The sequence below is a fragment of the Paenibacillus silagei genome (assembly GCF_017874735.1).
Taxonomy (GTDB): domain Bacteria; phylum Bacillota; class Bacilli; order Paenibacillales; family Paenibacillaceae; genus Paenibacillus_AQ; species Paenibacillus_AQ silagei.
The window spans coordinates 122,377-146,355 of record NZ_JAGGLV010000018.1; the positions used below are offsets into that span (position 1 = coordinate 122,377).

Annotated in this window: 23 protein-coding genes and 1 riboswitch; of the genes, 14 read left to right on the top strand and 9 right to left on the bottom strand. The window is 52.9% G+C overall.

Annotated features, from left to right (window positions below; translation table 11 throughout):
- Nucleotides 1-88 precede the first annotated feature (88 nt).
- Together J2Z70_RS23420 and J2Z70_RS23425 are read left to right on the top strand one after the other, a co-directional pair.
- Nucleotides 89-1,798 carry a methyl-accepting chemotaxis protein gene (locus J2Z70_RS23420; protein ID WP_209877187.1) on the top strand — a complete coding sequence of 570 codons (1,710 nt, stop codon included), beginning with the start codon at nucleotides 89-91 and terminating at the stop codon, nucleotides 1,796-1,798.
- Between the two features lie 122 nt (nucleotides 1,799-1,920).
- Nucleotides 1,921-3,051: a TolB family protein gene (locus J2Z70_RS23425; protein ID WP_209877189.1), complete on the top strand. Its 1,131-nt coding sequence runs from the start codon at nucleotides 1,921-1,923 to the stop codon at nucleotides 3,049-3,051.
- Nucleotides 3,052-3,176: 125 nt separating this feature from the next.
- Here J2Z70_RS23425 and qoxD read toward each other — a convergent pair whose 3' ends face one another.
- Genes qoxD through qoxA form a run of 4 tightly spaced genes read right to left on the bottom strand, consistent with a single transcriptional unit; the run spans nucleotide 3,177 to nucleotide 7,075 of the window.
- A complete protein-coding gene (gene qoxD, locus J2Z70_RS23430) occupies nucleotides 3,177-3,470 on the bottom strand; it encodes a cytochrome aa3 quinol oxidase subunit IV (RefSeq protein ID WP_036731442.1) in 294 nt (97 codons plus the stop codon).
- A gap of 1 nt (nucleotide 3,471) precedes the next feature.
- Nucleotides 3,472-4,068 carry a cytochrome aa3 quinol oxidase subunit III gene (qoxC, locus tag J2Z70_RS23435; protein WP_036693560.1) on the bottom strand — a complete coding sequence of 199 codons (597 nt, stop codon included), beginning with the start codon at nucleotides 4,066-4,068 and terminating at the stop codon, nucleotides 3,472-3,474.
- Nucleotides 4,065-6,014, bottom strand: a complete 1,950-nt coding sequence (gene qoxB, locus J2Z70_RS23440) for a cytochrome aa3 quinol oxidase subunit I (RefSeq protein ID WP_036731445.1) — start codon at nucleotides 6,012-6,014, stop codon at nucleotides 4,065-4,067. Before qoxB ends, qoxC begins: the two co-directional genes overlap by 4 nt.
- Before the next feature lie 44 nt (nucleotides 6,015-6,058).
- Complete coding sequence (gene qoxA / locus J2Z70_RS23445) at nucleotides 6,059-7,075, bottom strand: cytochrome aa3 quinol oxidase subunit II (RefSeq protein ID WP_076078945.1); 1,017 nt, start codon at nucleotides 7,073-7,075, stop codon at nucleotides 6,059-6,061.
- A gap of 619 nt (nucleotides 7,076-7,694) precedes the next feature.
- On the opposite strand from qoxA, the gene J2Z70_RS23450 reads away from it, so the two are divergent.
- The 4 genes from J2Z70_RS23450 to J2Z70_RS23465 all read left to right on the top strand — a co-directional run bounded on the left by J2Z70_RS23450 (nucleotide 7,695) and on the right by J2Z70_RS23465 (nucleotide 12,181).
- The gene (locus tag J2Z70_RS23450) at nucleotides 7,695-8,729 is read left to right on the top strand and encodes a polysaccharide deacetylase family protein (RefSeq protein ID WP_209877191.1); all 1,035 of its coding nucleotides are present in this window, start codon (nucleotides 7,695-7,697) and stop codon (nucleotides 8,727-8,729) included.
- A 183-nt stretch (nucleotides 8,730-8,912) separates the two neighbouring features.
- Complete coding sequence (locus J2Z70_RS23455; protein ID WP_209877193.1) at nucleotides 8,913-9,302, top strand: GntR family transcriptional regulator; 390 nt, start codon at nucleotides 8,913-8,915, stop codon at nucleotides 9,300-9,302.
- Complete coding sequence (locus tag J2Z70_RS23460) at nucleotides 9,295-10,197, top strand: ABC transporter ATP-binding protein (protein WP_209877195.1); 903 nt, start codon at nucleotides 9,295-9,297, stop codon at nucleotides 10,195-10,197. The genes J2Z70_RS23455 and J2Z70_RS23460 overlap by 8 nt, the downstream gene beginning before the upstream one ends.
- A complete protein-coding gene (locus J2Z70_RS23465) occupies nucleotides 10,151-12,181 on the top strand; it encodes a hypothetical protein (RefSeq protein ID WP_209877197.1) in 2,031 nt (676 codons plus the stop codon). The genes J2Z70_RS23460 and J2Z70_RS23465 overlap by 47 nt, the downstream gene beginning before the upstream one ends.
- Nucleotides 12,182-12,203: 22 nt before the next feature.
- Here the strand turns inward: J2Z70_RS23465 and J2Z70_RS23470 are convergent, their stop codons facing one another.
- The gene (locus tag J2Z70_RS23470) at nucleotides 12,204-12,440 is read right to left on the bottom strand and encodes a hypothetical protein (protein ID WP_209877199.1); all 237 of its coding nucleotides are present in this window, start codon (nucleotides 12,438-12,440) and stop codon (nucleotides 12,204-12,206) included.
- 56 nt (nucleotides 12,441-12,496) lie between these two features.
- Here J2Z70_RS23470 and J2Z70_RS23475 point away from each other — a divergent pair, with 56 nt between their 5' ends.
- The gene (locus J2Z70_RS23475; RefSeq protein ID WP_209877201.1) at nucleotides 12,497-13,018 is read left to right on the top strand and encodes a mismatch-specific DNA-glycosylase; all 522 of its coding nucleotides are present in this window, start codon (nucleotides 12,497-12,499) and stop codon (nucleotides 13,016-13,018) included.
- A 1,045-nt stretch (nucleotides 13,019-14,063) separates the two neighbouring features.
- Here the strand turns inward: J2Z70_RS23475 and J2Z70_RS23480 are convergent.
- On the bottom strand, nucleotides 14,064-15,023 hold the full coding sequence (locus J2Z70_RS23480) for an MraY family glycosyltransferase (protein WP_425355124.1): 960 nt from the start codon (nucleotides 15,021-15,023) through the stop codon (nucleotides 14,064-14,066).
- Nucleotides 15,024-15,117: 94 nt separating this feature from the next.
- Between J2Z70_RS23480 and J2Z70_RS23485 the strand changes: the two genes are divergently transcribed.
- On the top strand, nucleotides 15,118-15,807 hold the full coding sequence (locus J2Z70_RS23485; RefSeq protein ID WP_209877237.1) for a YjjG family noncanonical pyrimidine nucleotidase: 690 nt from the start codon (nucleotides 15,118-15,120) through the stop codon (nucleotides 15,805-15,807).
- Nucleotides 15,808-15,912: 105 nt separating this feature from the next.
- On the top strand, nucleotides 15,913-16,605 hold the full coding sequence (locus tag J2Z70_RS23490; protein ID WP_209877205.1) for a hypothetical protein: 693 nt from the start codon (nucleotides 15,913-15,915) through the stop codon (nucleotides 16,603-16,605).
- Between the two features lie 124 nt (nucleotides 16,606-16,729).
- Here the strand turns inward: J2Z70_RS23490 and J2Z70_RS23495 are convergent, their stop codons facing one another.
- Complete coding sequence (locus J2Z70_RS23495; protein ID WP_209877207.1) at nucleotides 16,730-17,713, bottom strand: ring-cleaving dioxygenase; 984 nt, start codon at nucleotides 17,711-17,713, stop codon at nucleotides 16,730-16,732.
- Nucleotides 17,714-17,878: 165 nt separating this feature from the next.
- Here J2Z70_RS23495 and J2Z70_RS23500 point away from each other — a divergent pair, with 165 nt between their 5' ends.
- From J2Z70_RS23500 to J2Z70_RS23520, 5 genes are all read left to right on the top strand, one after another.
- The gene (locus tag J2Z70_RS23500) at nucleotides 17,879-18,715 is read left to right on the top strand and encodes an AAC(3) family N-acetyltransferase (protein ID WP_209877209.1); all 837 of its coding nucleotides are present in this window, start codon (nucleotides 17,879-17,881) and stop codon (nucleotides 18,713-18,715) included.
- 87 nt (nucleotides 18,716-18,802) lie between these two features.
- Nucleotides 18,803-19,735 carry a manganese-dependent inorganic pyrophosphatase gene (locus J2Z70_RS23505; RefSeq protein ID WP_209877211.1) on the top strand — a complete coding sequence of 311 codons (933 nt, stop codon included), beginning with the start codon at nucleotides 18,803-18,805 and terminating at the stop codon, nucleotides 19,733-19,735.
- A gap of 163 nt (nucleotides 19,736-19,898) precedes the next feature.
- Complete coding sequence (locus J2Z70_RS23510; protein WP_036723452.1) at nucleotides 19,899-20,474, top strand: hypothetical protein; 576 nt, start codon at nucleotides 19,899-19,901, stop codon at nucleotides 20,472-20,474.
- A gap of 22 nt (nucleotides 20,475-20,496) precedes the next feature.
- On the top strand, nucleotides 20,497-21,198 hold the full coding sequence (locus J2Z70_RS23515; RefSeq protein WP_209877213.1) for a pirin family protein: 702 nt from the start codon (nucleotides 20,497-20,499) through the stop codon (nucleotides 21,196-21,198).
- 36 nt (nucleotides 21,199-21,234) lie between these two features.
- Entirely contained in the window at nucleotides 21,235-21,564 is a 330-nt protein-coding gene (locus tag J2Z70_RS23520) for a hypothetical protein (protein WP_209877215.1), read from the top strand.
- A gap of 124 nt (nucleotides 21,565-21,688) precedes the next feature.
- On the opposite strand, the gene J2Z70_RS23525 is transcribed toward J2Z70_RS23520, so the two are convergent.
- Both J2Z70_RS23525 and J2Z70_RS23530 read right to left on the bottom strand, forming a co-directional pair.
- A complete protein-coding gene (locus J2Z70_RS23525) occupies nucleotides 21,689-22,366 on the bottom strand; it encodes a peptidylprolyl isomerase (protein ID WP_209877239.1) in 678 nt (225 codons plus the stop codon).
- Nucleotides 22,367-22,525: 159 nt separating this feature from the next.
- The gene (locus J2Z70_RS23530) at nucleotides 22,526-23,839 is read right to left on the bottom strand and encodes a voltage-gated chloride channel family protein (protein WP_209877217.1); all 1,314 of its coding nucleotides are present in this window, start codon (nucleotides 23,837-23,839) and stop codon (nucleotides 22,526-22,528) included.
- Nucleotides 23,840-23,911: 72 nt separating this feature from the next.
- A riboswitch (Fluoride riboswitch) is annotated at nucleotides 23,912-23,973 on the bottom strand.
- Between the last annotated feature and the right edge of the window lie 6 nt (nucleotides 23,974-23,979).

Here is a 23,979-nt window from a genome sequence, read left to right on the forward strand (position 1 = left end):
AATTTCTTAGCAGGGCCATCAACAATTCGATGTTATTCTCCGATAATTAAGGTTACAGCTAGATATCGAGAAGGCGGGATAACAGGAAATGAGACATCTGAAGATTAAGCATAAAATGATTGTACTGATCGCAGTGGTTATTCTACTACTAATCGGGATCGGAACAACGGGTATCCTGACGACAACCAGAATGGCTGAGAGGTCTGAAGAGACATACAGGCAGAACCTGCAGCCGATTTATTTCGTAACGGAGATCCGCGGGAATAACCGGGCGATTGAGTCTTTTCTGCTGGAGGATCTGATTACAACGGATGACGCGAAGAAGCAGGAGCTGAAGGCGAGAATTCAGGAGAATATCCAGACAAACAATGAGCTGATGGCCGAACTGAGGAAGATTGAATTCAACAATGACAAGATTGCAGCTTATGTGAACGAATATACCCTGCTGCTGCCGGATTACCGTTCACAGCGTGATAATATTATCCATCTGGCCGATAACGATCTTAACGACGAAGGGTATCAGGTGTTCACGGGCCGGACCTTTAACGAGCTGCGTGACAAAATGGTCCGGCTGCTTGAAGAGACAGCGACGTTATTCATTCAGGATGCGTCTGCCCATAATACACGGACGGCTGACAGTGCCAAGAGCTCTGCTACGTTAAGCGGCATTCTGATTGCGCTGGCCTTGCTGCTCAGTATTGTCCTGAGTGTGATCATCACCAGATTGATTACAGGGCCGCTGAAGGAATTGCAGGGGCTGATGAAGCGGGCGGAAGAAGGGGACCTGACGGCCTCTGCCGCTTACCGGTCCAAGGATGAGATCGGCCAGATTAATACATCGTTTAATACCATGCTGGACGGGTTGAAAAATATGATGCGCGGCGTCTCGGAGAGCGCCGAGATTCTCTCGGCCTCCTCCCAGCAGATGAGCGCCAGTGCCGACCAGACCGCGCACGCCTCACAGATGATCGCTGAGACTTCAGGCGAGATTGCAGCCGGATTCGATGTGCAGGCGGAGAGCATTACCCTTACTACACAGTCTGTACGGACGATGTCCTATGAGATTGCCGAAGCCCGGTATAGCGGACAAGAAATGACCCGCCTGATGGAGCAGGCTGCCTCCTCCACGGAACGCGGTGTAGACGCAGTAGAACAGATTCTGGCCCAGATGCGGGAGATTGACTCTAGTGTCTCGGCGAGCCGCCAGATTGTCGGCAACCTGGGTAGCCTGTCCGAAGAGATTAACACCATCATTACAACCATTAATGAGATTGCGACCCAGACCAATCTGTTGTCCCTGAATGCTTCCATCGAAGCCGCCCGGGCGGGCGAGCATGGCCGTGGCTTCGCTGTAGTTGCCGGTGAGATCCGCAAGCTGGCGGAAGCTACCGGAACAAGCTCGCTGCAGATTACAGAGATCATTAACCATATCCGTCAGCAGACCGCCAGTGCCGTAGAATCGATGGAGCAAGGCTCCGGGATTGTCTCTCACGGTGTAGCACAGAGTGAGGTGGTATCCGAAGCCTTTACGGCGATCCAGACCTCCATTCAGGCTGCCAGTGAGCAGACAGAGCAGATCACAGAGGTCATCGGCCATGTCGCGCAGGAATCCGAGGAAGTGGCCAGATCCATGTCAACGGTGAATGAAATCTCACGCAAAGGCGCCGCAGACGTTCAGGGCACCAGTGAAGCAAGCCTGGAGCAGCTGACCGCGATGGGAGAGATGTCCTCCTCTGCTCAGTATCTGGCTACCCTGGCCGAGGACCTGCAGAAGCATCTGGCCCGGTTCCGGCTGTAACGGCTATAATAGATATCAGCCCGGCCCGATTCGGCCGAGGAACCCTGGAGATTCCCGGGTATCTTCGGCGGAGCCGGGCTTTTGAACGTATTATTATTAATCTCAAGGAGGCGGTCTCTATAATGAACACCCGAACATGGAAGCTGGCGATAGTTCCAGCCTTGTTAATGACACTTGCAGCTTGTAGCTCGAATCAGGCTAGTGCTCCGGCGGTTAGCCCCAGCCCACAGCCAACAGCGGCTCCTGTAGAAGCTTCTGCCCAGCCTACGGAAGGGCCAAAGGTTACACCGGCACCTGCTGAAGCTGCTGGGGTAACGGTAGGGGAAAGTAAACAGTATGAGAAAATAGCAATTTCCGACTGGAAGGACGACAGAACCGTTGTCGTGTCCAAGCAGAACGATAAGCTGGGGCCGATCAGCTCAGGAGAGCTGAAGGGTTCCTATCCGCAGAGCCTGTATTTCTTCCATCCGGATACCGGCGAATACGAATTGATTGCAGAGAAGGCGAACATGATGCTGGGGGATGCCAAGCTGTCCGCCAATCAGTTATTTCTGCTCTATAGTGAATTCTCCCTGGGTGATCCAGTCTACAATGTAATGGACCTGGGGTCCAAGAAGACGTTCACCATCAAGGGCGATGCCATTGCCGGAGCGATGGGGGCCGAGTGGGCGGATAAGGATACGGTAGTGGGTCCTGCATACAGCGGCGGTGCTTACACAGCGACGGCTACCTCAATGAAGATTGCCCCGGTGGAGGGACTGGGCGGGGAAGGTCTGATTGTTGTAAGACAAATCAAGGATAAGATCTATTACACCAGTAATTCGAAGGACTCACTGCATAGCTTGGACCTGAATACTAAGGTGAAGGCTGACTTGAATATTCCGGGTACCAGCAGCGTAATCCCTTCACCTGACGAAGAACAAATGCTGATCCTGCAATATAAGGAGACTACCCAGTCGCTGCTGCTCAGCGGCACAGACGGTAAGAATCCGCGGACCCTGGTGGAAGGCGCCGAGCTTGGGGCCGTCTCCTGGTCCCCGGATCAGCGGCTGATTGCCTATAGTGTAACTATTGAGGAGAACGGGACAACGAATAATACCTTATATGTCTACGATCTGTCTTCTGACAAGTCCGTCCAGATTGCGGAGAGCAATGGAACGATGACCACCTCATGGAGCCCCTCGGGCAAGCAGCTTGCGTATACAGAGCGGGATGACAGCGGGAGCAGCAGCAGTATAGTCCAGTTAAAGTAGAACAACAACATGATGGCAATCTTTAAAATTCAAAAAAGCGGTCCGCACCGGTAAATCTACCGGATACGGACCGCTTTTATTATAGATTCCTAGAAGGAGCATAATGCTCCTCTGCTTCTTACATGCTAAGCATACCAGCCCCATACGAAGATGAACAGGGTGCCGAAGATGGTGACCAGAGCCACGAACATGGCGTATGCGATGTTGATATACAGTTCTTTTTTGGAATCGGCCGATTCTCCGATGTGCATGAACACAAACAGCTGCAAGGAGGCCTGGATTAGCGCTGTAACCAGCAGCACCACCATATTGGCACTGGAGGACAGGTCTCCGTAAATTACAATCAGTGCAGCGGCAGAGAGGACCAGAGAGGCTACATAACCCATCACATGCTTAATAGGGAATAGTTGCTTCATCATGTCACATCAGTCCTTTCAGGTAGACGAAGCTGAAGATAAAGATCCAGACCACGTCTAAGAAGTGCCAGAACAAGGAGAAGATGAACGTTTTGTTGGCGGTAGCGGGAGTAATGCCGCGCTTCCACAGCTGAATCATAATGCCAATTCCCCACAGCAGACCGAAGCTGACGTGAAGACCATGCGTTCCCAGTAGTATGAACAGACTGGAGAGGAAGCCGCTGGTCTGCAGCGTAGCTCCTTCATGTACATAAGTGAAGAACTCGTCGATTTCAATACCGACAAAAGCCAGACCCATCACCAGCGTAATCGCCATGAAGACCATCATGGCTTTCTTGTAGCCGTGCCGCATGGCATGGACAGCCAGACCGATGGTGAAGGAGCTCGACAGCAGGAGGAAGGTCTCCATCAGCACCGGGCCGATCTCGAACAGTTCGCTGCCGCTTGGTCCGCTGGCATAGCGGTTAACCATTACGAAATATACAGTGAACAGCGTAGCGAAGAGAGGGATCTCGGCTCCGAGAAAGACCCAGAAGCCGAAGATCTTGTTACTGTTCTCTTCCGTTGAATATTCGAGCGGCTTGGACGCATCTATTTTCATACAGTCTCACCCCGCATCAGTTTCTTTTCTGTAGCTGCAATCTCTTCTACAGGAATGTAGTAGCCCTGGTCCTTATCAAAGGACATGAAGGCCAGCACAACCAGGATTCCAATCCCGGAGACAATCGCCGGAATCCACATGCTGAAGACCAGGAAGAAGCCGAGGAAGAAGAAGACTACACCCAATATGAACGGCTTGCCGGTGTTGCTAGGCATATGAATCTTGGTGTATTTGGTCTCTGTGTACAGCGGAATATTATCGTGCTTCGCAGACCATAGAGCATCGCGCGTCTCAACCTTAGGCACAATCGCAAAGTTGTAGAGCGGGATCGGGCTGTGTGTAGCCCATTCGAGCGTCCGGCCATCCCAAGGATCGTTGGTTGTATCTCTCGGCATGTAGCGGGTACTCCAGTAAATATTGTAGACCAGGATCACGAAGCCGATCGCGAGTCCGACGGCCCCGACGAAGCTCAGCATATTGAGCGGACCAAAGCCTGATTCCTTAGAGTAAGTATACAGACGGCGTGTCATTCCCATCAGTCCCAGGAAGAACATTGGGAAGAAGGTTACGTTAAAGGAAATGATGATCCACCAGAAGGCATGCTTGCCCAGCCGTTCGTTCAGGCGGAAGCCGAACACTTTCGGGAACCAATAGTGGAAGCCGGCGATGACGGCGAACACGGCACCCGGAATCAGCACGTAGTGGAAATGCGCCACCAGGAACATCGTGTTGTGATACTGGTAATCGGCGCTGGCCATTGCCAGCATGACGCCCGTTACCCCGCCGATCGTGAAGATCGGGATAAAGGCCAGTGTGTACAGCATCGGGGTCGTGAAGGTAATCCTGCCCTTTCGCAGGGTGAATAGCCAGTTGAATATTTTGACCCCGGTAGGTACTGCTATGGCCATCGTTGTGATTGAGAAGAAGCTGTTGACCATGGCACCTTGACCCATTGTATAGAAATGGTGCGCCCATACAAGGAAGGACAGAAGCGAGATGATCAGCATGCTGAATACCATGGAGGTATAGCCGTACAGGTTCTTCTTCGAGAAGGTGGCGATAATCTCACTATAAATACCGAAGGCCGGAAGGATAACGATATAGACCTCCGGATGTCCCCAGACCCAGAACAGGTTGGCCCAGAGCATATCCATCCCGCCGTTGGCCATCGTGAAGAACTGGGAGCCGAAGAGGCGGTCGAACATCATCATCGCCAGCGCTACGGTAAGAACCGGGAAGGCGAAGACAATGATAACGTTGGTGATAAGTACGGACCAGGTGAACATCGGCATCTTCATCAGCGTCATGCCTGGTGCGCGCATTTTGAGAATCGTTACGATAAAGTTAACCCCGGTGATCAGCGTACCGATACCGGATATTTGCAGGGCCAGAGAGTAATAGTTGTTCCCTACGGTCGGGCTGAATTCAAGACTCGCCAGCGGGAAGTAGGCTGACCAGCCCGCATCCGGCGAGCCGCCGATGACGAAGGAAATGTTCAGCAGCATGGCGCCCATGAAGAAGAGCCAGAAGCTGACAGCGTTCAGCCGCGGGAAGGCGACGTCCCGTGCGCCGATCTGCAGCGGAATGATTACGTTCATCAGACCGATGATAAAAGGCATGGCCATGAAGAGAATCATGATCAGACCATGGGTGGTGAAGACCTCATTGTAATGCTGCGCATCGAGGAATTTCATTTCCGGCGCAGCCGTCTGCAGACGCATCATCATCGCATCTACACCGCCGCGGAACAGCATCAGCAGCGCCGCGAGGATGTACATGATTCCGATTTTTTTGTGGTCAACCGTGGTCAGCCATTCGCGCCACAGATAGCCCCATTTCTTGAAATAGGTAAGCCCTACGAGAATCCCGATGGTTGCCAGTGCAATACTGATCATGGCCCCGTATATCAAGGGTTCGCCGTGAACCTTAAATTTGTCCAAATCCATTAGGGTAGCTCCTTTCAGTGTGTTGCATTAAGCTCGTAAGAGAGCTAGTGTCCTTCATGTGTGCTTTCATCCACAGGGGAGCTTGGCAGCGGCTGATCGACTTCCGGATCAGGCTTGCTGTCGAATTCCGTTCCGCTGGACGGCTCGGGAGACGGATGAATTTCCTTGTTATCCTGATGCTCCGGATTGCCGTTGTCCATATCCATTTCCTTGCCGCCGCCGCTCATATGATCTCCGTGATTTCCCGGAGGAGGGCTGAACTCCAGATGGGTGGAGGAATACGTTTTGCGTCCGAGGTAATCCGTGGCCAGCAGGCCTTTAAATTCTTCCTCCGTCAGCTTAGGTGCAGTTTCCTTCACTTCCTTCACCCAGTCCTCGTAACCTTTGTTACTCAGAACAAGTGCTTCGAATTCCATGTGGGCGAAGCCTTTACCGCTGAAGTTAGCATTCTTTCCGATATAAGAGCCTTCCGTATCAGCGGAGAGATGAAGCGTTGTCAGCATGTCGCTCATGGCGTACTTTTGACCGGCAAGCTGTGGAATCCAAAGACTGGTAATGGTGCCGAATGAGTACATTCTGAATTCAACTGCACGGTGTACCGGCATATTCACGTAGTTAACTGTTTCAATGCCTTCTTCCGGATAACTGAAATGCCATTTCCAGTTGGAGGAGGACGCATAGATGACCAGCGGAGTCTGATCTTTATAATCCGCAGCCACATTCTCCACTTCGTTTGTCGTCTTGACGGTTACAACAGACAGGAAGGCTACGATAATGATCGGGATAATAATCCAGATCGCCTCAAGGACTACATTGCCTTCCTCGTGCTTTGGAATGTACCCCTCATTACTCTTCTTCGCACGGTATTTCACCAATACAAAGATGTATAGGATGTAGACAACTGCCAGAACACCAAGCATTACAATAATTGAGAGAATAATGGTGTCAGATAACGTTCTGGCAGACGGCCCCTTCGGGTTCAGAACAGCGATCGAGCTGCATCCCGGCAGGAGAAGGATCAGGCTTAGAAACAGAGCGTATAACGGTCCCTTTTTTTTCATATAGAACTCCTTCCTTCAATACTACTTTTCATTCGCCGTTCATTAACGGAAGTACATTGATCTGTATCTATAGTAAGAACTACTTACCCATAATGCAAAATACATATTTTGTATAAATATATAAAATAGACCTTAAAAATGGCGAACAAGTTAAATATGTGTGATCAAATTGTTACAACTCCCTAAGGGTATGATAAAGATCACTGTAGTGGCGCACTTTAGCTAATTTTAAGGTTGTTCAATTTTTGTTCAAAATTCCGATATTGTTATTAAATTTGTCACAATTATTCTGTGCCAAAAACCGCTGATTTAACCGTGTAACGCCTGCTGTGACAGCATTCGACGAGAATTGCGTGCTTTCTGAAAATAATGGCGAACCCTCATTTATCATTGCATAAGAGTAACAATTTCTTAGCTTACGGTTACAATCTCTCAAATTACGTTGAAAGTATATATGATAAAGTGATAGACAAATATACATAGATTGGAGACTGCTGCTGTGCGCATCAAGAAAATTCTGCTCTTATTCATGTCTTTATTCCTAATTATGGGGCTTGTGCAGGTCCCGGCTAACGCTAAAGGTGATAGCACTATTCTTAAACTCGGAGTCAACGATAAATTGAGCAAGGTTGAAGCTGTATCCGTAAAAGGCACCTATTATGTACCGCTGCGCGCGCTTGCGGATGAGCTGAAATGGACCCTTACCGGCCTGACGGACGGGATACACGTAGCCGGCGGGACAGGTTCGCTTACCCTGCTGAGCAAGGACGGAGGTGCGGTACTGAAGGATGGGACTGCCGTGCCTATGAGCACTTTCGTACAGGACGGCAAACTCATGGCTCCGCTGAAGCTCAGCGTTTACCTCGGGTATAGCATTTCCTATGCGGGAGATAAATATTTACTTCGTGTGAAGGACGGCTCGGCGCAGCTTACCGATGCAGCTTTCACCGATAAATATGCTGCCGAGCTGAAGCCGGAGGCTCCGGTAGCTCCAACGAATCCAGCGACTCCGGTTACACCAACTGAGCCGGGCAAGCCGGGCCGGACCGTATACCTGACCTTCGACGATGGCCCGTCAGCCACAACTGGCGACCTGCTGGACATCCTCCGTAAATATGACGTACAGGCAACCTTCTTCATGCTGGGGAACAACATGAATCAGCATCCCGCCCAGGTGAAGCGGACTGCGAAAGAAGGCCATGGCTTAGCGCTGCATGGCGTGACCCACCGCCAGGAGAAGTTCTATGCTTCGCCGGCAGCGGCGCTTGCCGAGATGTCGGGGGCCAATGCGACACTGAAGAAGCTGACGGGAACCAGCACCACCTTGATCCGTACGCCATACGGAAGCAAGCCGTATTTCACCAAGTCCTTCCGCGATAAAGTCCTGACGCAGGGATATCATCTCTGGGACTGGAACGTGGATTCCTATGACTGGAAATACAAACAGAACAGCGACAGAATCTATAACACCGTGATGGATCAGGTGAACAAGCTGAAGGCGTCCAAGACCAATCCGGTCATTCTGATGCATGACCAGAAGGCTACACTCAAGGTGCTGCCGCGTATTCTGGAGAAGCTGAAGAAGGATGGTTATACCTTCAAGCTCATTACGAAGGATATGGAGCCGCTCAATTTCTGGAAGGATAAACGCTGATCCGTAAAGGTTAATAGAGAAGAGCAAGCTGCAGGGTAACCTGCGGGCTTGCTCTTTTTTTGCGCTAAAACTAGACAAAGTAAAAGTTAATGATTGACATTAATCCTCAACTGTATTAATAATAGTAGTACAGTTAACACAGTTGAACAGCCGGATCATAGATCCGAAGAAAGGAGGACTGTCATGTTCGAACTGGATGTGCGCAGCCGCAAGCCGATCTATGAGCAGCTCACCGACAAGGTCAAAGAGATGATTATGCATGGTATTCTGCGGGCGGATGAACAGCTGCCCTCGGTGAGGACTTTATCCTCGCAGCTCACAGTGAACCCGAATACGATCCAGAAGGCTTACAGGGAGCTGGAGCGGGAAGGGTACATCTATTCACAGCAGGGCAAGGGCAACTTCGTGGCCCCGCTGCAGCAGGGGCAGAATGAGAGCAAACGGGCGGAGCTGAAGGAAGAGCTGCTGCGTCTGATGGCAGAGGCGGTATACCTTGGTTTTACGGAAAGTGAAATGAGTGCGCTGTACCGCCAGGCGCTGGATAAGAGAAGAGAGGAGAACAGCCATGATTGAGATTCGCGGAGTCAGCAAGATTTTTCAGGAGGAAAAGGCTGTTGATAACATCTCGCTGACTGTACATAAAGGCGCTATTTACGGATTGCTGGGATCGAATGGGGCGGGCAAAACAACGCTGCTGAAGACGCTCGCCGGTATTTATCGTCCTGAGGCGGGGAGTGTCAAGCTCGCCGGGCAGCCGGTGTATGAGTCGCCGGAGGTGAAGCGCAGAATGATCTTCATGCCGGATAGTCCGTATTTCTTCGCGCAGGCAACCATTAAGAGTATGGCGGCATTCTACCGCTCTATATATCCGGGCTGGAGCCAGAAAAGGTACGAGGAGCTTAGGACGATGTTCCGGCTCGACACCCGGCGCAAGCTCAGCCGTTTCTCCAAGGGGATGCAACGCCAGGCTGCTGTCTGGCTGGCCCTCAGCTGCAAGCCGGATGTGCTGATCATGGACGAGCCCATCGACGGGCTGGACCCGGTGATGCGCCGGCAGATCAAGAATCTCCTGTTCCAGGAGGTCGCCGAGCGGGAGCTGACGGTGCTGATCTCCTCGCATAACCTGCGGGAGATTGAGGATTTATGCGACCATGTCGGCATTATGCATGAGGGACGGATGCTGGTCGAGAAGGATCTGGATGATCTGAAGGCGGACACGCATAAGATTCAGGTGGCTTTCCGCGACGAACGCCATGCGGCCGCACTGGATGCCAAGCTGCAGATTCTCCACCGGGAGCAGCGGGGAAGTGTCAGCCTGTATATTGTAAAAGGGGACCGGGAGCGGATCAGCCAGGCTTTTCATGTCTACGAGCCTTATGTATTTGATCTACTGCCGCTGACGCTGGAGGAAATCTTTATTTATGAAATGGGGGATGCCGGTTATGACGCGCAGCCGATTATTCTTTAACAGCAGCATTATCCGCCAGAACCTGCGCCAGCATGGCTGGATCGGAATTTTGTACACACTGGCACTCTTATTCATACTCCCGCTGCAACTGTTCATTGAGAGTGACCGGCTTAAGGAGCCTGTCGTATTAGACGGACTATTCAACCTTGGCATGGACATTGCGGTAATTCTTATTCCTTTTCCGATCATCACCGGATTGTTCCTGTCCCGTTATCTGCAGTCCAAAGGCTCCTCCGATCTGATGCACAGCCTCCCGCTGCGCCGCTCGCATCTGCTGTCTTCCTATACGCTGAGCGGTCTGCTTCTGCTGCTGCCGCCCATCTGGATTACAAGTGTGGTTACGATGCTGGTTCGCCCGCTGGAGGGCAATATGTATATCTATCAGGGGGCGGAGGTCTGGCAATGGTGCCTGACCCTTACTGTGCTGACCCTGTTCTTGTTTGCCTTCACTGTTTTTGTGGGGATATGTGTGGGACAGACCGTTCTACAGGGAGTGGTGACCCTCATTCTGTTAGTCCTGCCTGCGGCAATTCTAATGTTTATAGATATGCATCTGAACAGATATTTGTATGGATACCCTGGCGGGATGGGGGCGCGGGCAGATATGACGGAATGGGCACCGATCCTGCGGATTGCAGATATGTCCTTCAAGCCTTTTGGCCAAACAGAGCTGTGGGTGTATGCTCTTCTGTCCGCATCCTTCTTAACGCTCTCCTTCGTGCTGTACTGTAAGCGCCACAGTGAGAAGGCTGGACAGGCGATGGCCTTCACTTATTTCGATCCGCTGTTCAAAGCCGGAGTAATGCTCTGCAGTATGCTGCTTGTGCTCAGCTACTTCGGCAGTATTAAGCAGGGAACGGGCTGGATCATCGGCAGTGTCGTCGCCGGAGGAATTATCGGCTACATCGTAGTAGAGATGCTTCTCCGCAAAACCTGGCATATCCTGAACCGCAAGCTGCCGCTTGAATTGGCAGTATACAGCATCCTGCTTGGCTTGCTGCTCTATGTTCCTGTATCCGGCTTGACCGGATATGAGACTCGGGTTCCAGCGAACGATAAGGTGAGTGCGGTATTCGCCGGAGGCAATTATGAAGACCTGATGGAACGCCCGTACAACGCTCCGAATACTGCACCTGCGGAGGAGGCTGATATCTATTCCAAGGACACGAAATATATTGAAGCTGTAACCGCACTGCATCATGCTGTCGTAACGGCGAAGCCGGGACAGAGCAATACCATGTGGGATTCTGTATATCTCTCTCGCCACCGTTTCACGCTATCATACCAGCTTAAGAGCGGAGGGATGCTGATGCGGACCTATATGGTTCCGTCAGCGGGCTTCGAGCCGGAGCTGAAGGCGGTCATGGGACATGTGGACTACAAACGTGTGCGATACCGGATATCGCAGATGAACAAGAACGCAGAGAGTATCCAGATGAGTAATCTGGACAAGGCCTTCAGTATTTCTGATCCGCAGGAGGTGAAGGAGTTCAAGGACATCCTAATCCGTGAAGTGCTGAATATGTCCTACGAGGATCAGGTTTCGGATCAGCGGTCACGGGCGTCTATCCGCGTTATTCAAAAGCCGGATAAGTATGGAAATCATGCGTATTTCACTTATGACTGGTACCCGTCCTATCATGAATTGGGGGCTTGGCTGGAACAGAAGGGATATGCGGATAAAGTCCGGATTACCGCAGCGGACGTCCGGTCTGCCGAGATGTTCATAGATATGAATCACAGTAAGCTGCCACCCGGGTTGATGTATGATCCCGAGACCCGTCTGGAGTTAGCACGCAGCGAGAAACGGGCGGTCATGGTCACAGACAAGACGCTCATTAACGGTATTCTGGAGCATCGCCGCAATTTCAACCGCAGAGAGGGAGCATATGCGGTGAAGATAGTATATAAGAATAATTCATCTAGTTATATTTCGCTGGATGAGCAGGAGATGTCTCCGGCGCTGAAGGCTCTTCTTCCTTAGCCAGAGTAATCTGTTACAGTAACTAGACAGTCTGTTTCCCCCTCCCCCCGTTAACGGATTCAAATCCTGAGCGGGGGATTTTTATGTTGGAGCGGGAAGCCAGAGCTAGTGCCAGTGCCAGTGCCAGTACCAGTGCCAGTACCAGTGCCAGTGCCAGTGCCAGTGCCAGTGCCAGTGCCAGTGCCAGTACCAGTACCAGTACCAGTGCCAGTGTTATGTCCTCTGCTTTCTGCTTCAGGTGTACCTGCGTCCAAAGCATGGGTATATTAGATTAGGGTCTGCAAAATAATGCGGCAAGTGTAAGGAGGAACGAACATGGAAGAGGTACGGGATCATCTGGATCACGGACTCCAGATTGTCTTCATCGGGTTCAACCCCAGCATCCGATCCGGGGAGCTGGGTCATCATTATGCCAATCCGCGTAATAATTTCTGGCGCATACTGCATAAGTCCGGGCTGACGCCGCGGTTATACGAGGCCTCCGAGGACGGGGAGCTGCTGAAGCTGGGGTACGGCTTCACCAACATCGTTGCCCGGCCCACCGTAGGTGCTGAAGATATCACCCGGGAGGAGTACACCAAAGGCCGCGAGCTCCTGCGGGTCAAGCTGGAGGAATACCGCCCGGAGATTGCCTGCTTTGTCGGCAAGGGCGTGTACACAGAGTTCAGCCGCAGAACTACAGCCGCCTGGGGCTTCCAGGAAGGCATCGCTCCCGTGGTGGACGGAGTCCGCGAGTTTGTCGCCCCATCCTCCAGCGGCCTGGTCCGCATGCCGATGCCGGAGATCATCGGCATCTACTCGCAGCTGCGTAAATTTACTGGGGAGCAGGAGTTTTGAGGCCAGGGCCGTGTGATCAATGTATGCTAAAAACCGACCACAATTGGTAGCGCGGGGGATGTGGCTCCAATGTATGCTAAAAACCGACCACAAAGCCGATAGCGCGAGGTAAATAGCCTAAATGTATGCTAAAAACCGACCACAATTGGTAGGCGCGGGGGATGTGGCTAAAATGTATGCTAAAAACCGACCACAATACGCTGGCGCGAGGTAGTCGGGCCCAATGTATGCTAAAAACCGACCACAATACGCTGGCGCGAGGCAGTCGGGCCCAATGTATGCTAAAAACCGACCACAATACGCTGGCGCGAGGCAGTCGGGCCCAATGTATGCTAAAAACCGACCACAATCGCAATGTGCAGGCGCGAGACAATCGGCTCCAATGTAGACGAAAAACCGACCACAATGCGCCGGGTGCGAGGTAAGTAGTCCGAATGTATGCGAAAAACAGCATACATTTGCTGGCGCGCAGGCGTGTGGTCCGAATGTATGCGAAAAACCGAACGCATGAGCTGGTGCGAGGGCGAAAGGGTGTGTGTAGTGCCTGGTTTGTGGTTTTAAATCGCATCCCGCTTAAACAGCGGAGAGAACGGAACGATTGTGTAAAAGCGATAGCGGTCGCCTTGGTCTCCGGATTTTCACCGCTAAGGGGAATGAAAAAAATCTGGAGAGCACAGCGATTGGAACAACGGTCCGTTCGCGGAGCGTCCATCCGAGTGCCTGCGTTGATCCTGCTCGAAAGTAAAAGCCCAAGTAACCATCTCTGTGGAACAACGGTCCGTTCGCGGAGTGTCCACCCAAAGCGCCTACGATGATCCTACTCCAAGTAAAAGGTTCTCCCAAGTAACCAATTCCGTTCACTCAGTGTCCACCCAAAACTAAAAAGGCTGTCCCAATCAGCCATTTCATGACTTTTGGGAACAGCCCTTTTCAAAAGATAAGTATTTATAGGCTTCGCGCTAAAATTATCCTTATCTTTCTCGCTGAAACGGTACCGTCCTTTAAAAGGACGGCAATGCCGTTTCCACTTGTAATTTCGGCCTGCCTACGTCTGGATCAATAGCAGGATAATGGACGACAGGGAGAGGCAAATGCTGGCCAGATAAAGCACGCCGACCACTTGTCTCTGGTTCAGACCAGCCTTGAGCAGACGGTAATGAACCTGAGTGGCGTCCGCCTGATAGATGGCTTGTCCCTTCAGGAAGCGCCGGATGACGACAAAAATATTGTCGAAGATCGGTACGCCCAGCGCGAGAATTGGAATGAACAGCGACAACACCGTGGCCTGCTTGAAGGCGCCGTCCAGCGCAATCACTGCCAGAATGAAGCCGAGGAAGGTGGCGCCGGCATCGCCCATGAAGATTTTGGCCGGAGCCTTGTTGAAGCGCAAGTACGCCAGGGTAACCCCGATCAGCGAAACTGCCATGAAGGCTGAAGTGGATTGGCCCATCGTAAGTGCGACTACGAACAGGGTTACTGCTGAGATCGCTGTAAGTCCGCCGGCCAGACCGTCCATGCCGTCCGAGAAATTAATGACCGTAGTGACGCCGAAGATCCAGATGATCGTCAGCAGGAACTGCAAAATGAACGGCAGTGAGATATAATCACCTGAGAACGGATTAATGAAGCCGGTAAACGCATTGCCGGAAAAGAACACCAGAACGGCGGCGGCAATCTGTACGATGAATTTGGGCAGGGCCGGGAAATCCTTGCCTTTGGTTTTGTACCAGTCATCGATGGTTCCTATAGTCAGCAGAAGCACACCGCCAATGAACAGGGCGAGCGTCTCCAGGGTGAATTCACGTGCGAAGAGCAGATATGTAATGAAAAAACCTACGAATATGGCATAGCTTGCCGTTAGCGGGATGGGTTCCCTATGGATTTTGCGTTCAACATCTTCCCTCGGCCTGTCCACGAAATCCAGCCGGAAAGCGAGCCTGCCCAGAGGAGGAATCAGCAGATAAACGATAAAAAATGACACGAGAAAAGCTAAACCGTATAAAATGACAATCACCCCGTTGATTTTTTTAAGGCCTATCCCAAATTATATCGCAGAAGGATGTATGTTGTCGAACTACATAAGCGAGATGGAGGAAAAGATGAAATACGAATGTATCCTATTTGATGCTGATGATACACTGTTCGATTATGGAATGGCCGAGAACCACGCCTTGAGCCATGCCTTTGCCCACTTCGGGCTGCCGACAGGCGCGCAGGAGTATGCGGCCAGCTACCAGGAGATTAACCATGCCTTATGGAAGGATTTCGAGCAAGGGAAGATCACCTCTGCCGCCCTGCGGGTAGAGCGGTTCAACCGGCTGTTTGCCGCCCGTCAGCTCACGTTCAAGCCGGAGGAATTCAGTGAAGCGTACCTGCGCTTTCTCGGGGAGGGTACCTTCCTGATTCAGGGGGCTGCCGAGCTCTGCGGTGAGCTTACCGGGTGCCGGCTGGCAGTGATTACGAACGGAATCAGCGATGTGCAGCATGCCCGGATTAAGGGTTCCCCGCTAAGCGAGGTATTCGAGGCGGTGATTGTATCGGAGGAGACGGGCTACCAGAAGCCGGAGACGGGGATTTTCGATTATGCTTTTGCTAAGCTTAAGCTGTCCGATAGACGCAAGGTGCTAATCGTCGGAGACTCCCTGACCTCGGATATCCGGGGCGGGAACAACTATGGCATCGATACATGCTGGTTCAATCCGCTGGGCAAGTCCGGTGATCCTGAGAACCTTCCTACCTATGAAATCCGCAGTCTGGACGAGCTGGTGGAGATCGTGAACCGCGCGTAAGCGGAATAAACGGCGGCAGGCAGGTTGAAAGTTTCGCTTCCGTGTTAAATATATAGGGACGCAAAGTTTCTACTTTTTTAACAACAACATACGGGAGAGGATATTATGAGAAAAAAATGGCTGATTGCCGCGGTGGTCACCGGTATGACGGTAACAGGCTCGGCAGGAGTGTATGCGGGCACCAAGCTGCAGCAGATTAAGGCTTATCTGAACCATAGCCTGGGTATTGTGGTGGATGGTAATCCTTTTTGGATGAAGGACGGCAACGGCAAAACCCTGACTCCAATTACCTATGAAGGTCTCACCTACCTGCCGGTCCAATCGATCGCCACGGTGCTGAAGGTGCCTATCAATTATGACTCGGTCAACTATAAAGTGAGAATTGGAGAAGGCAGCGCAAATATTCCTGCTCCGACTCCTGCACCGGGAACCTCTACCGGCGGGGGGAATACAACTCCTGCTCCTGTAGTGGAAGGGACGGCCAGACCGGTTAATCTGCCTAAGGATTTTCCGATTCCCCAGGACGCCCTGATTGCGATCACTCTGGATACGGATGCTAACGGCCAGAAGAAGGTAGCGTTCACGTATTCAACGCAGGAGACACTGGAGATCATGGGCTTCGTGTACAGTGAATATGCACGGATTAAAAATCTGGATAATGCCTCGGAGTCGGTATCCGCCAGCAATGTAAAAATTTCGGGCAGACTCGGCGGGACAAGTCCTGTATCCATTACAGGCAAAGCCTCCACGGCCCGGCCCGGCTTCAACCTCTTCACGATCACCTGGTCGGAGAGCTGATCTGAGCCAGTACAGTTAAGCTGCTATGCAGGCTTGGCTAACCTAAAAAGAAACTCCGGCTTGTAAGTCAGCCGGAGTTTCTTCATGTGCAATTCATCTGAACTAATTCACTAAGTCAATAACGTTAGATCTGCGGGCGGGTGTCCAGCGGCTTCAGGTGGGCCTCAATCTGTTCGCGCTTTGATTCCAGGAACGGCGGCAGGGCCAGCGCCTCGCCCAGATGCTCGACTTCCTCATCTGTGGCGAAGCCCGGTCCGTCCGTTGCCAGCTCGAACAGAATACCGTTCGGTTCGCGGAAGTACAGGGAGCGGAAGTAGAAGCGGTCCACAAAGCCCGAGTTCGGGAGCTGTACGCTGCGGATGCGTTCAATCCACTGCTTCAGCTCCTCTTCGTTATCGACACGGAAGGCTACATGATGCACGCCGCCCCGTCCCAGGCGCTCCTGCGGGAGGTCGCTGCGCTCCTCCAGATGGATCTCCGTGCCGGAGCCGCCTTCACCGGTCTCGAACACGAGGATGTCCGGCTGGCCCGCCACCGGAGAAGGATAGCTGCCTGCGCGGCGGAAGCCGAGCAGGTCCTCCAGAATCAGTGCCGTATGCTCAGCGGTCTCGACGGTCAGATGTGCCGGTCCCAGTCCGACAATGGCATACTCGGCAGGAACCGGGCTCTTGGCCCACGGCTTGCCGCCGGGCATGCCCTCGTTATGCTCATCCGAGACGAGGATGAGGCGCTGGCCTTCATGGTCGGTGAAGGCCAGCGTCTTCCGGCCGCCGCGCTCGGTGATTTCCTCATGCTCTACACCGAACACCGTGAAGCGCTGTGTCCAGAAGAGCAGGGCATCATCCCCGGGAACACGCAGGGAGAGTGCGGAGATGCTGTTGTTGCCGTCGCGGTTACGCCCTGCGTTAGGCAGCTCGAAGAAGGTAAGCTCCGTGCCGGGATTCCCGGTTTCATCCCCGTAGAACAGGTGATAGACGGATACGTCGTCCTGGTTGACGGTCTTCTTGATCAAGCGCAGTCCGAGCACTTCTGTATAGAATTTGTAGTTCTCAGGCGCTTTGGCGGTAATGGCAGATACATGGTGAAGTCCTTTTAATGTTAAACTCATGGGAATACCTCCTGAAATATTTGGTTGGTTCGCTTAGCACGATATATAAAAAATCTGTAAAATCACTCATTAATATTAAGTTACTATAATTTTAATAGTAAATGAGTAATTTTGCAAGGTGTATTTCAAGGATGGTATTTATTATTCAGGAAAGTGGGGTTAATCATGCACACCAGATCAAGTCTGATGAAGCAGCTGGAGAGGATGGGGATCGATCCGCACGGGACACTGCTGGTCCATTCCTCGCTCAAAAGCATCGGTGAAGTGGAAGGGGGAGCGGATACCGTACTGGATGTTCTCTCTGAATATATGAAGGAGGGACTGCTGGTCCTGCCCACGCATACCTGGTCTTATATCGACGGGCAGAATCCGCGCTTCTCTGTGGTGGAGTCGCCCGCCTGCGTAGGAATTCTGCCGGAGCTGTTCCGCAAGCGGCCGGGCGTGATCCGTTCCTGGCATCCTACGCATTCGGTGGCGGCGCTAGGCAGGGATGCGGCGGTGTTCACGGCCGGAGATGAGCGCTGGGATACGCCCTGTGCACGCGGTTCGGTCTATGGCAAGCTGCTGGACCGGGAAGCGGAGATTATGCTGCTTGGTGTGGATCTGCGGAGAAATACATTCATTCACGGCATTGAAGAGTGGGTGGATATTCCCGGCCGGATGACGGACGGGCATGAGGCGCTCTGTACCGTGACGCCTGAAGGCAGGGAGATCGCGGTGCCTTCGCGCAGACACTGCGGACTGTCCTGGTCGCAGCATTTCTGGAAGGTGGAATCCGTGCTGGAGGACGGCGGGGCGCTGCGCAGGGGCAGCTTCGGCGATGCGGCGGTTATGCTCTGCGGCACTGTAGAGACTACGCGTATTTTGAGTGATATGCTCAGAGAGAACCCTGATCTGTTCTCGGATAACGAGCCTTTATACGGGGAGAATGCGCCTGAGGCGCTGCCGAAGACGAAGCGGGGTCAACCTGTAGAGGCAGTGCAGGAGCATACCAAGAGTTAACCCAGGCCGGATATTTACGGGTCTCTGGCAGGTTTCTATCAATGTATGGTATATTATTCTCACAAAAACATAGTAAGGAGATTGGAAATGACAAAAACTTTGATCTTTGGTCACAAAAACCCGGATACAGATACGATCTGCTCGGCAATTGCTTACGCGGCACTGAAGAAGGAACTGGGCTGGGATGCTGAGCCGGTCCGGCTTGGAGACATCAGCGGAGAGACTCAGTTCGCCCTCGACCACTTCGGGGTAGAAGCGCCGCGTCTGGTGGAGAACGTTGCTGCAGAAGCTGAACAAGTGATTCTGGTTGACCATAATGAACGCCAGCAAAGTGCGAATGATATTGATCAGGTCCGTGTGGTTGAGGTTATTGATCATCACCGGATTGCGAACTTCGAGACCGCCTATCCGCTGTATTACCGGGCTGAGCCAGTCGGCTGTACGGCTACCATTCTGAATAAGCTGTACAAAGAGAATGGCGTGGCCATTCCCAAGAACATCGCCGGTCTGATGCTGTCCGCTATCATTTCCGATTCCTTGCTGTTCAAATCGCCGACCTGCACGGAGCAGGATGTGGCTGCTGCGCGTGAGCTGGCGGTCATTGCCGGAGTGGATGCCGAGAGCTATGGCCTGGACATGCTCAAAGCCGGTGCAGACCTGAGCGACAAGAGCATTGCCCAACTGATCTCTCTGGATGCCAAGGAATTCAAGATGGGCGAGTATAAGGTGGAGATTGCCCAGGTTAACGCTGTGGATGTGAATGATGTCCTGTCCAAGCAGTCGGAGCTGGAAGCTGCGCTTACCGCGATTATTGACGACAAGGGACTTGATCTGTTCCTGTTCGTGGTTACCGATATCCTGAACAACGATTCCGTGGGTCTTGCCCTGGGCCGCGTTGCCGGCGCTGTGGAGCAGGCTTACAATGTGAAGCTGGATGATAACAAGGCTGTACTGAAGGGTGTAGTGTCCCGTAAATCTCAGATTGTACCGGTTCTTACCGAGACGATCGCCAAGCTGTAATTGCTGCTTCCGGGTGTGCCCGGAGTAAGAAGGTTGTCCCGTGACCGGCTGTGCCTTTTCCTCAGGAAAAAAGTACAGCCGGTTTTATTTTACAATTCACAGCAACTCCTTGCCGCCTGAAGGGTATAAACAGCATAGGACATTATAGAGGGGGACGGGAATAATGGGGAAGATGCGCAAGCTGGCGATTTCAACAATGTGCCTGATGATGGTCTCGGGAGGAGGCCTGCTGTATGCTGCTGCCGGCAAAACAGATCTCTCATTCTATGTAAATAATATGCTGCTTAAGCAGTCTGCACTATCCTCGGATGGCGGGGTCTATGTGCCTGTGGAACAGCTTTCCGAGAATATGCAGGCGATTGTATCGGTGGACGACTCAGCAGGGACGGTCAAGATCTACAAGCCTAATGTGAATACGGTGCTGCTGGATGAGTCGGGCAAGATTTTCGGCAAAGTCAGAATGGACACCAGCAATACCTTCTCTGCCCTGGTGCAGGTGGATGATCTCAAAACAGATATCTCCGATCTGAAAATCACCATTACAGACCCGGCAGGCAAGACGGATGTTGTAGATAACCAGCCGATTACAGAGAAGAAGGACAGCTTCTGGTTCAAATCGGCAGCGTATAATTATAAGGTTACCGACAAGGGGAACTATATGATCCAGGTGTATTTCAAGGATGCTGCGTCCAAGAAATGGTTCATCGTTTCTGAACTGCAGATATCGACCACTTCATAATAAACCACAGGAGGCGGTTCCATTGATTACAATCTATCCTGCTGCGTCTGCGCACCAGTTCGATCACGGCTGGCTGAAGGGCAGTCATGTATTCTCCTTCGGGGATTTCTATGATCCGGACAATACGGCCTTTGGGCCGATGCGCGTCTGTAACGATGATACGATCGCTCCGGGAAAAGGCTTCGGCGCCCATCCGCACAGTGACATGGAGATTGTCTCGATTGTGCTGTCCGGCGTGCTTCGTCATGAGGACAACCTCGGCAATGTTGCACAGACGTCCTTTGGCGGCATCCAGCGGATGTCGGCAGGGACCGGCGCGATTCATACGGAGCATAACCCTTCGGACAGTGAGCCGGTCCGCCTGCTTCAGCTATGGTTCATGCCCAAGGCCCGGGGGACGGCTCCCTCTTATGCAACCGGACGCTTCGATCCGGCCAAGCTTGAAGGAAGGCTGCTTCCGGTAGTAGCCTCCGAAGCCTCTGACGAAATTGTCGGTATAGCCCAGGACATGACCATTTATCTCGGGAAGGCCGAGGCGGGAGGGCAACTGGATTTCCGGCAGGAGCCGGGGCGGCGCAGCTTTGTATATCTGGTCGAAGGGCAGCTTACCCTGAACGGGGATGATGTGCTGAAGCCGGGTGATTCGGCAAGAATCGAGGACATAGCGCAGCTGGAGCTGAAGGTTGATGAGAATATACTGGTCATGGTGATTGATCTGCCGTAATGCGCGGCGGGATACCGACATGAAGGAGGAGCTTGAATGGCAGAACAGGAGAGAGTGCTGGTGAAGCATTCCGTAACCGGACGCATGCTTGTGAACAGCATGGAGGGAGTAGGGTATACCTTCGATAAGCAGGGCGGGCTGACCTTAATCACCCTGACGGATGTGGCGGCAGATAAGGGCGCTGCGGTGGTGGAGCTGAAGGCGGAGCTTAATGTATTCCGCTTCGAGGAGCCTGCGGACGGGCCGGTCATCAAGCATTGGTACTACGTTGGAGATCAGCCTGTAACCTATGATGCGGACTCCGGGCGCTTAACGATAGCCGTGCAGTCCGAAATCGAATACCGGCCAGATCAATACTGGGCCTGATCCCTTCGCAGACTCCACCGCATGTGCTTACAATAGGCCAAGAGCCATTCTCCGGTTATGGAGGATGGCTCTTTTGTGTGGATTTTGGAGCAAGACTAGTCAGTGCAACCGGCCTGTAGGCTGCTTATTGTGCTTTTTGCGGCTCGGGATAAGTAACCCCAAGGGTATCAACGGTGACCTTCTTCATTACCGGCGGCTGATCCGGACGGTCATTCTTGCCACGCGGCAGACTGACGATCGCCTGGACCGCTTCGAGTCCTTCGGTAACCTTGCCGAAGGCGGCGTAATCGCCGTCCAGGCTTGGATAAGCAGCGGCCATAATGAAGAACTGGGAGCCGGCAGAGTTCATATCCTTGCTTCTCGCCATGGACAGCACACCTTCTGTATGCAACAGATTATTGGTGAAGCCGTTGTTATTGAATTCTCCGGCAATGCTGTAGTCTGGTCCGCCCATTCCTGTGCCATCCGGGTCCCCGCCCTGAATCATGAAGCCCGGAATGACCCGGTGGAAGATGGTTCCGTCATAGAAGCCCTTCTGGATCAATGAAATGAAGTTGTTGACCGTATTGGGGGCAACCTCGGGATACAGCTCGGCCTTAATAACAGCGCCGTTATCCATCTCGATTGTAACCACCGGATGGCTGGCTGTGGCTGAAGGCACGCCTTCTGTAGCGGCGGCGCTCTCCTGCGGTGCTGCTGTAGCCTCACTGCCTGCTCCGGAGCTGCTGTTCCCATTACCGGCGGCATTATTATTCACTGGCTTATTGCCGCAGCCCGCCAGAATGACGAGCATCAGGCACATCACCGCAAGCAGGATGACGGGTTTTCTTGTGATAGACTTCACTTCAGAATCTCTCCTTTTGTCCTTTTGTCCTTAAATAATCTAGTGCATTCACCTCTGTATCATACCTTCTTTGTCCTGCTTCTGGCAAAGCCTGCTTCCGCGCCCTGCCGGATTCCGCTACTTTGGTGCGGACTGCTCCTTGGCGGAAGCGAGCGTCGTTCCTTCGGGAACCGGCAGCAAGGCGCTTTTGGAGATGCCGATTAGCTGGGAGCTATAGATCCCGCTGTGCCCGGAGAACAGATAACTGATGATGCAGGCGATGAACATATAGACCGCTCCGCCGGAGCCGAACAGCTCGATGCCCATTATGAAGCAGGCAAGCGGTGTATTGGTTGCTCCGCAGAAGACAGCGATGAAGCCAAGTGAGGCCAGGAAAGGCCCATATAGATGAAGCACTCCGGCCAGGCTGCTCCCCAAGGAAGCTCCAATCGCGAATAGCGGGGTTACTTCGCCGCCCTGGAAGCCGGTCCCCAGGGTGAAGGCGGTGAAGATCAGCTTCCATAGAAAGGCGAAGGGCGATACGCCGTCTTCGAAGGAGCTGCTGATCAGCGGAAGGCCCAGACCCAGATAGTCCCGGGTACCGGCTATGTAGACCAGGGCGATAATGATCAGCCCGCCGGAGGCGCTTTTGAGCATAGGATTACGGATTAGGGCGGTGAAGGTCCGCTTCAGATAATGGGTAAGCTCACTGAACAGCAGGCTGCACAGGCCGAAGAGGATGGAGGCGAATATAACCTTGACCAGCACCAGCGCATCCATAGCGGGGAAGACATCCACCTGATAATGGATATGGTGAACGCCCCACAAGCGGGAGGCTACCAGATCACCGGTGAAGCTGGCGGCAAAACAGGGCAGCAGCGCCTTATGGCTGATCAGCCCGATGGCGATGACCTCCAGGCCGAACACCGTTCCGGCCAGCGGAGTGCCGAAGATGGAGCCGAAGCCGCCGCTGATGCCGCACATCAGCAGGATTCGGCGGTCCAGCGGACCGATTCTGAGCCAGCGTCCGAGTGCGTCGGCCAGACTGCCGCCCATCTGCACGGCCGTGCCTTCGCGTCCGGCCGAGCCGCCGAAGAGATGGGTAATCAGCGTCCCGCCAAGGACCAGCGGGGCCATGCGCAGCGGAATCGCTTCATTGCCCTGACGGATCTGCTCCAGGATCAGATTGTTACCCTTCAGGCTGCTCTTGCCGTAACGCATATACATTCCGCTGACGAGCGCGCCTCCCGCCGGAAGCAGGAAGAGCAGCCAGGCATGCTCCAGCCTTACCTGGGTGACTGCGTTCAGACTGGCCAGGAACAAGGCCGAGGCACTTCCTGCCAGCAGCCCGACCAGTCCCCCCAGAATCACCCATTTGACGAATGTACTCCAGAGCGCAAGCTGGCTCTGGCGCGCTGCAAGTGCTGCCCACCGTTCATACTTCCTCTTCATTATGGCTAACGCTCCCCTACCCGAAATAAATACTGCCCTGAAATCAAAACAGACTCCTACCAGCGTAGTTAACCACTGGTAGGAGTCATTAGCCCCGAAGGGCGGTTATGGCGAACTCCATCGCCGTAATCGAATGAAAC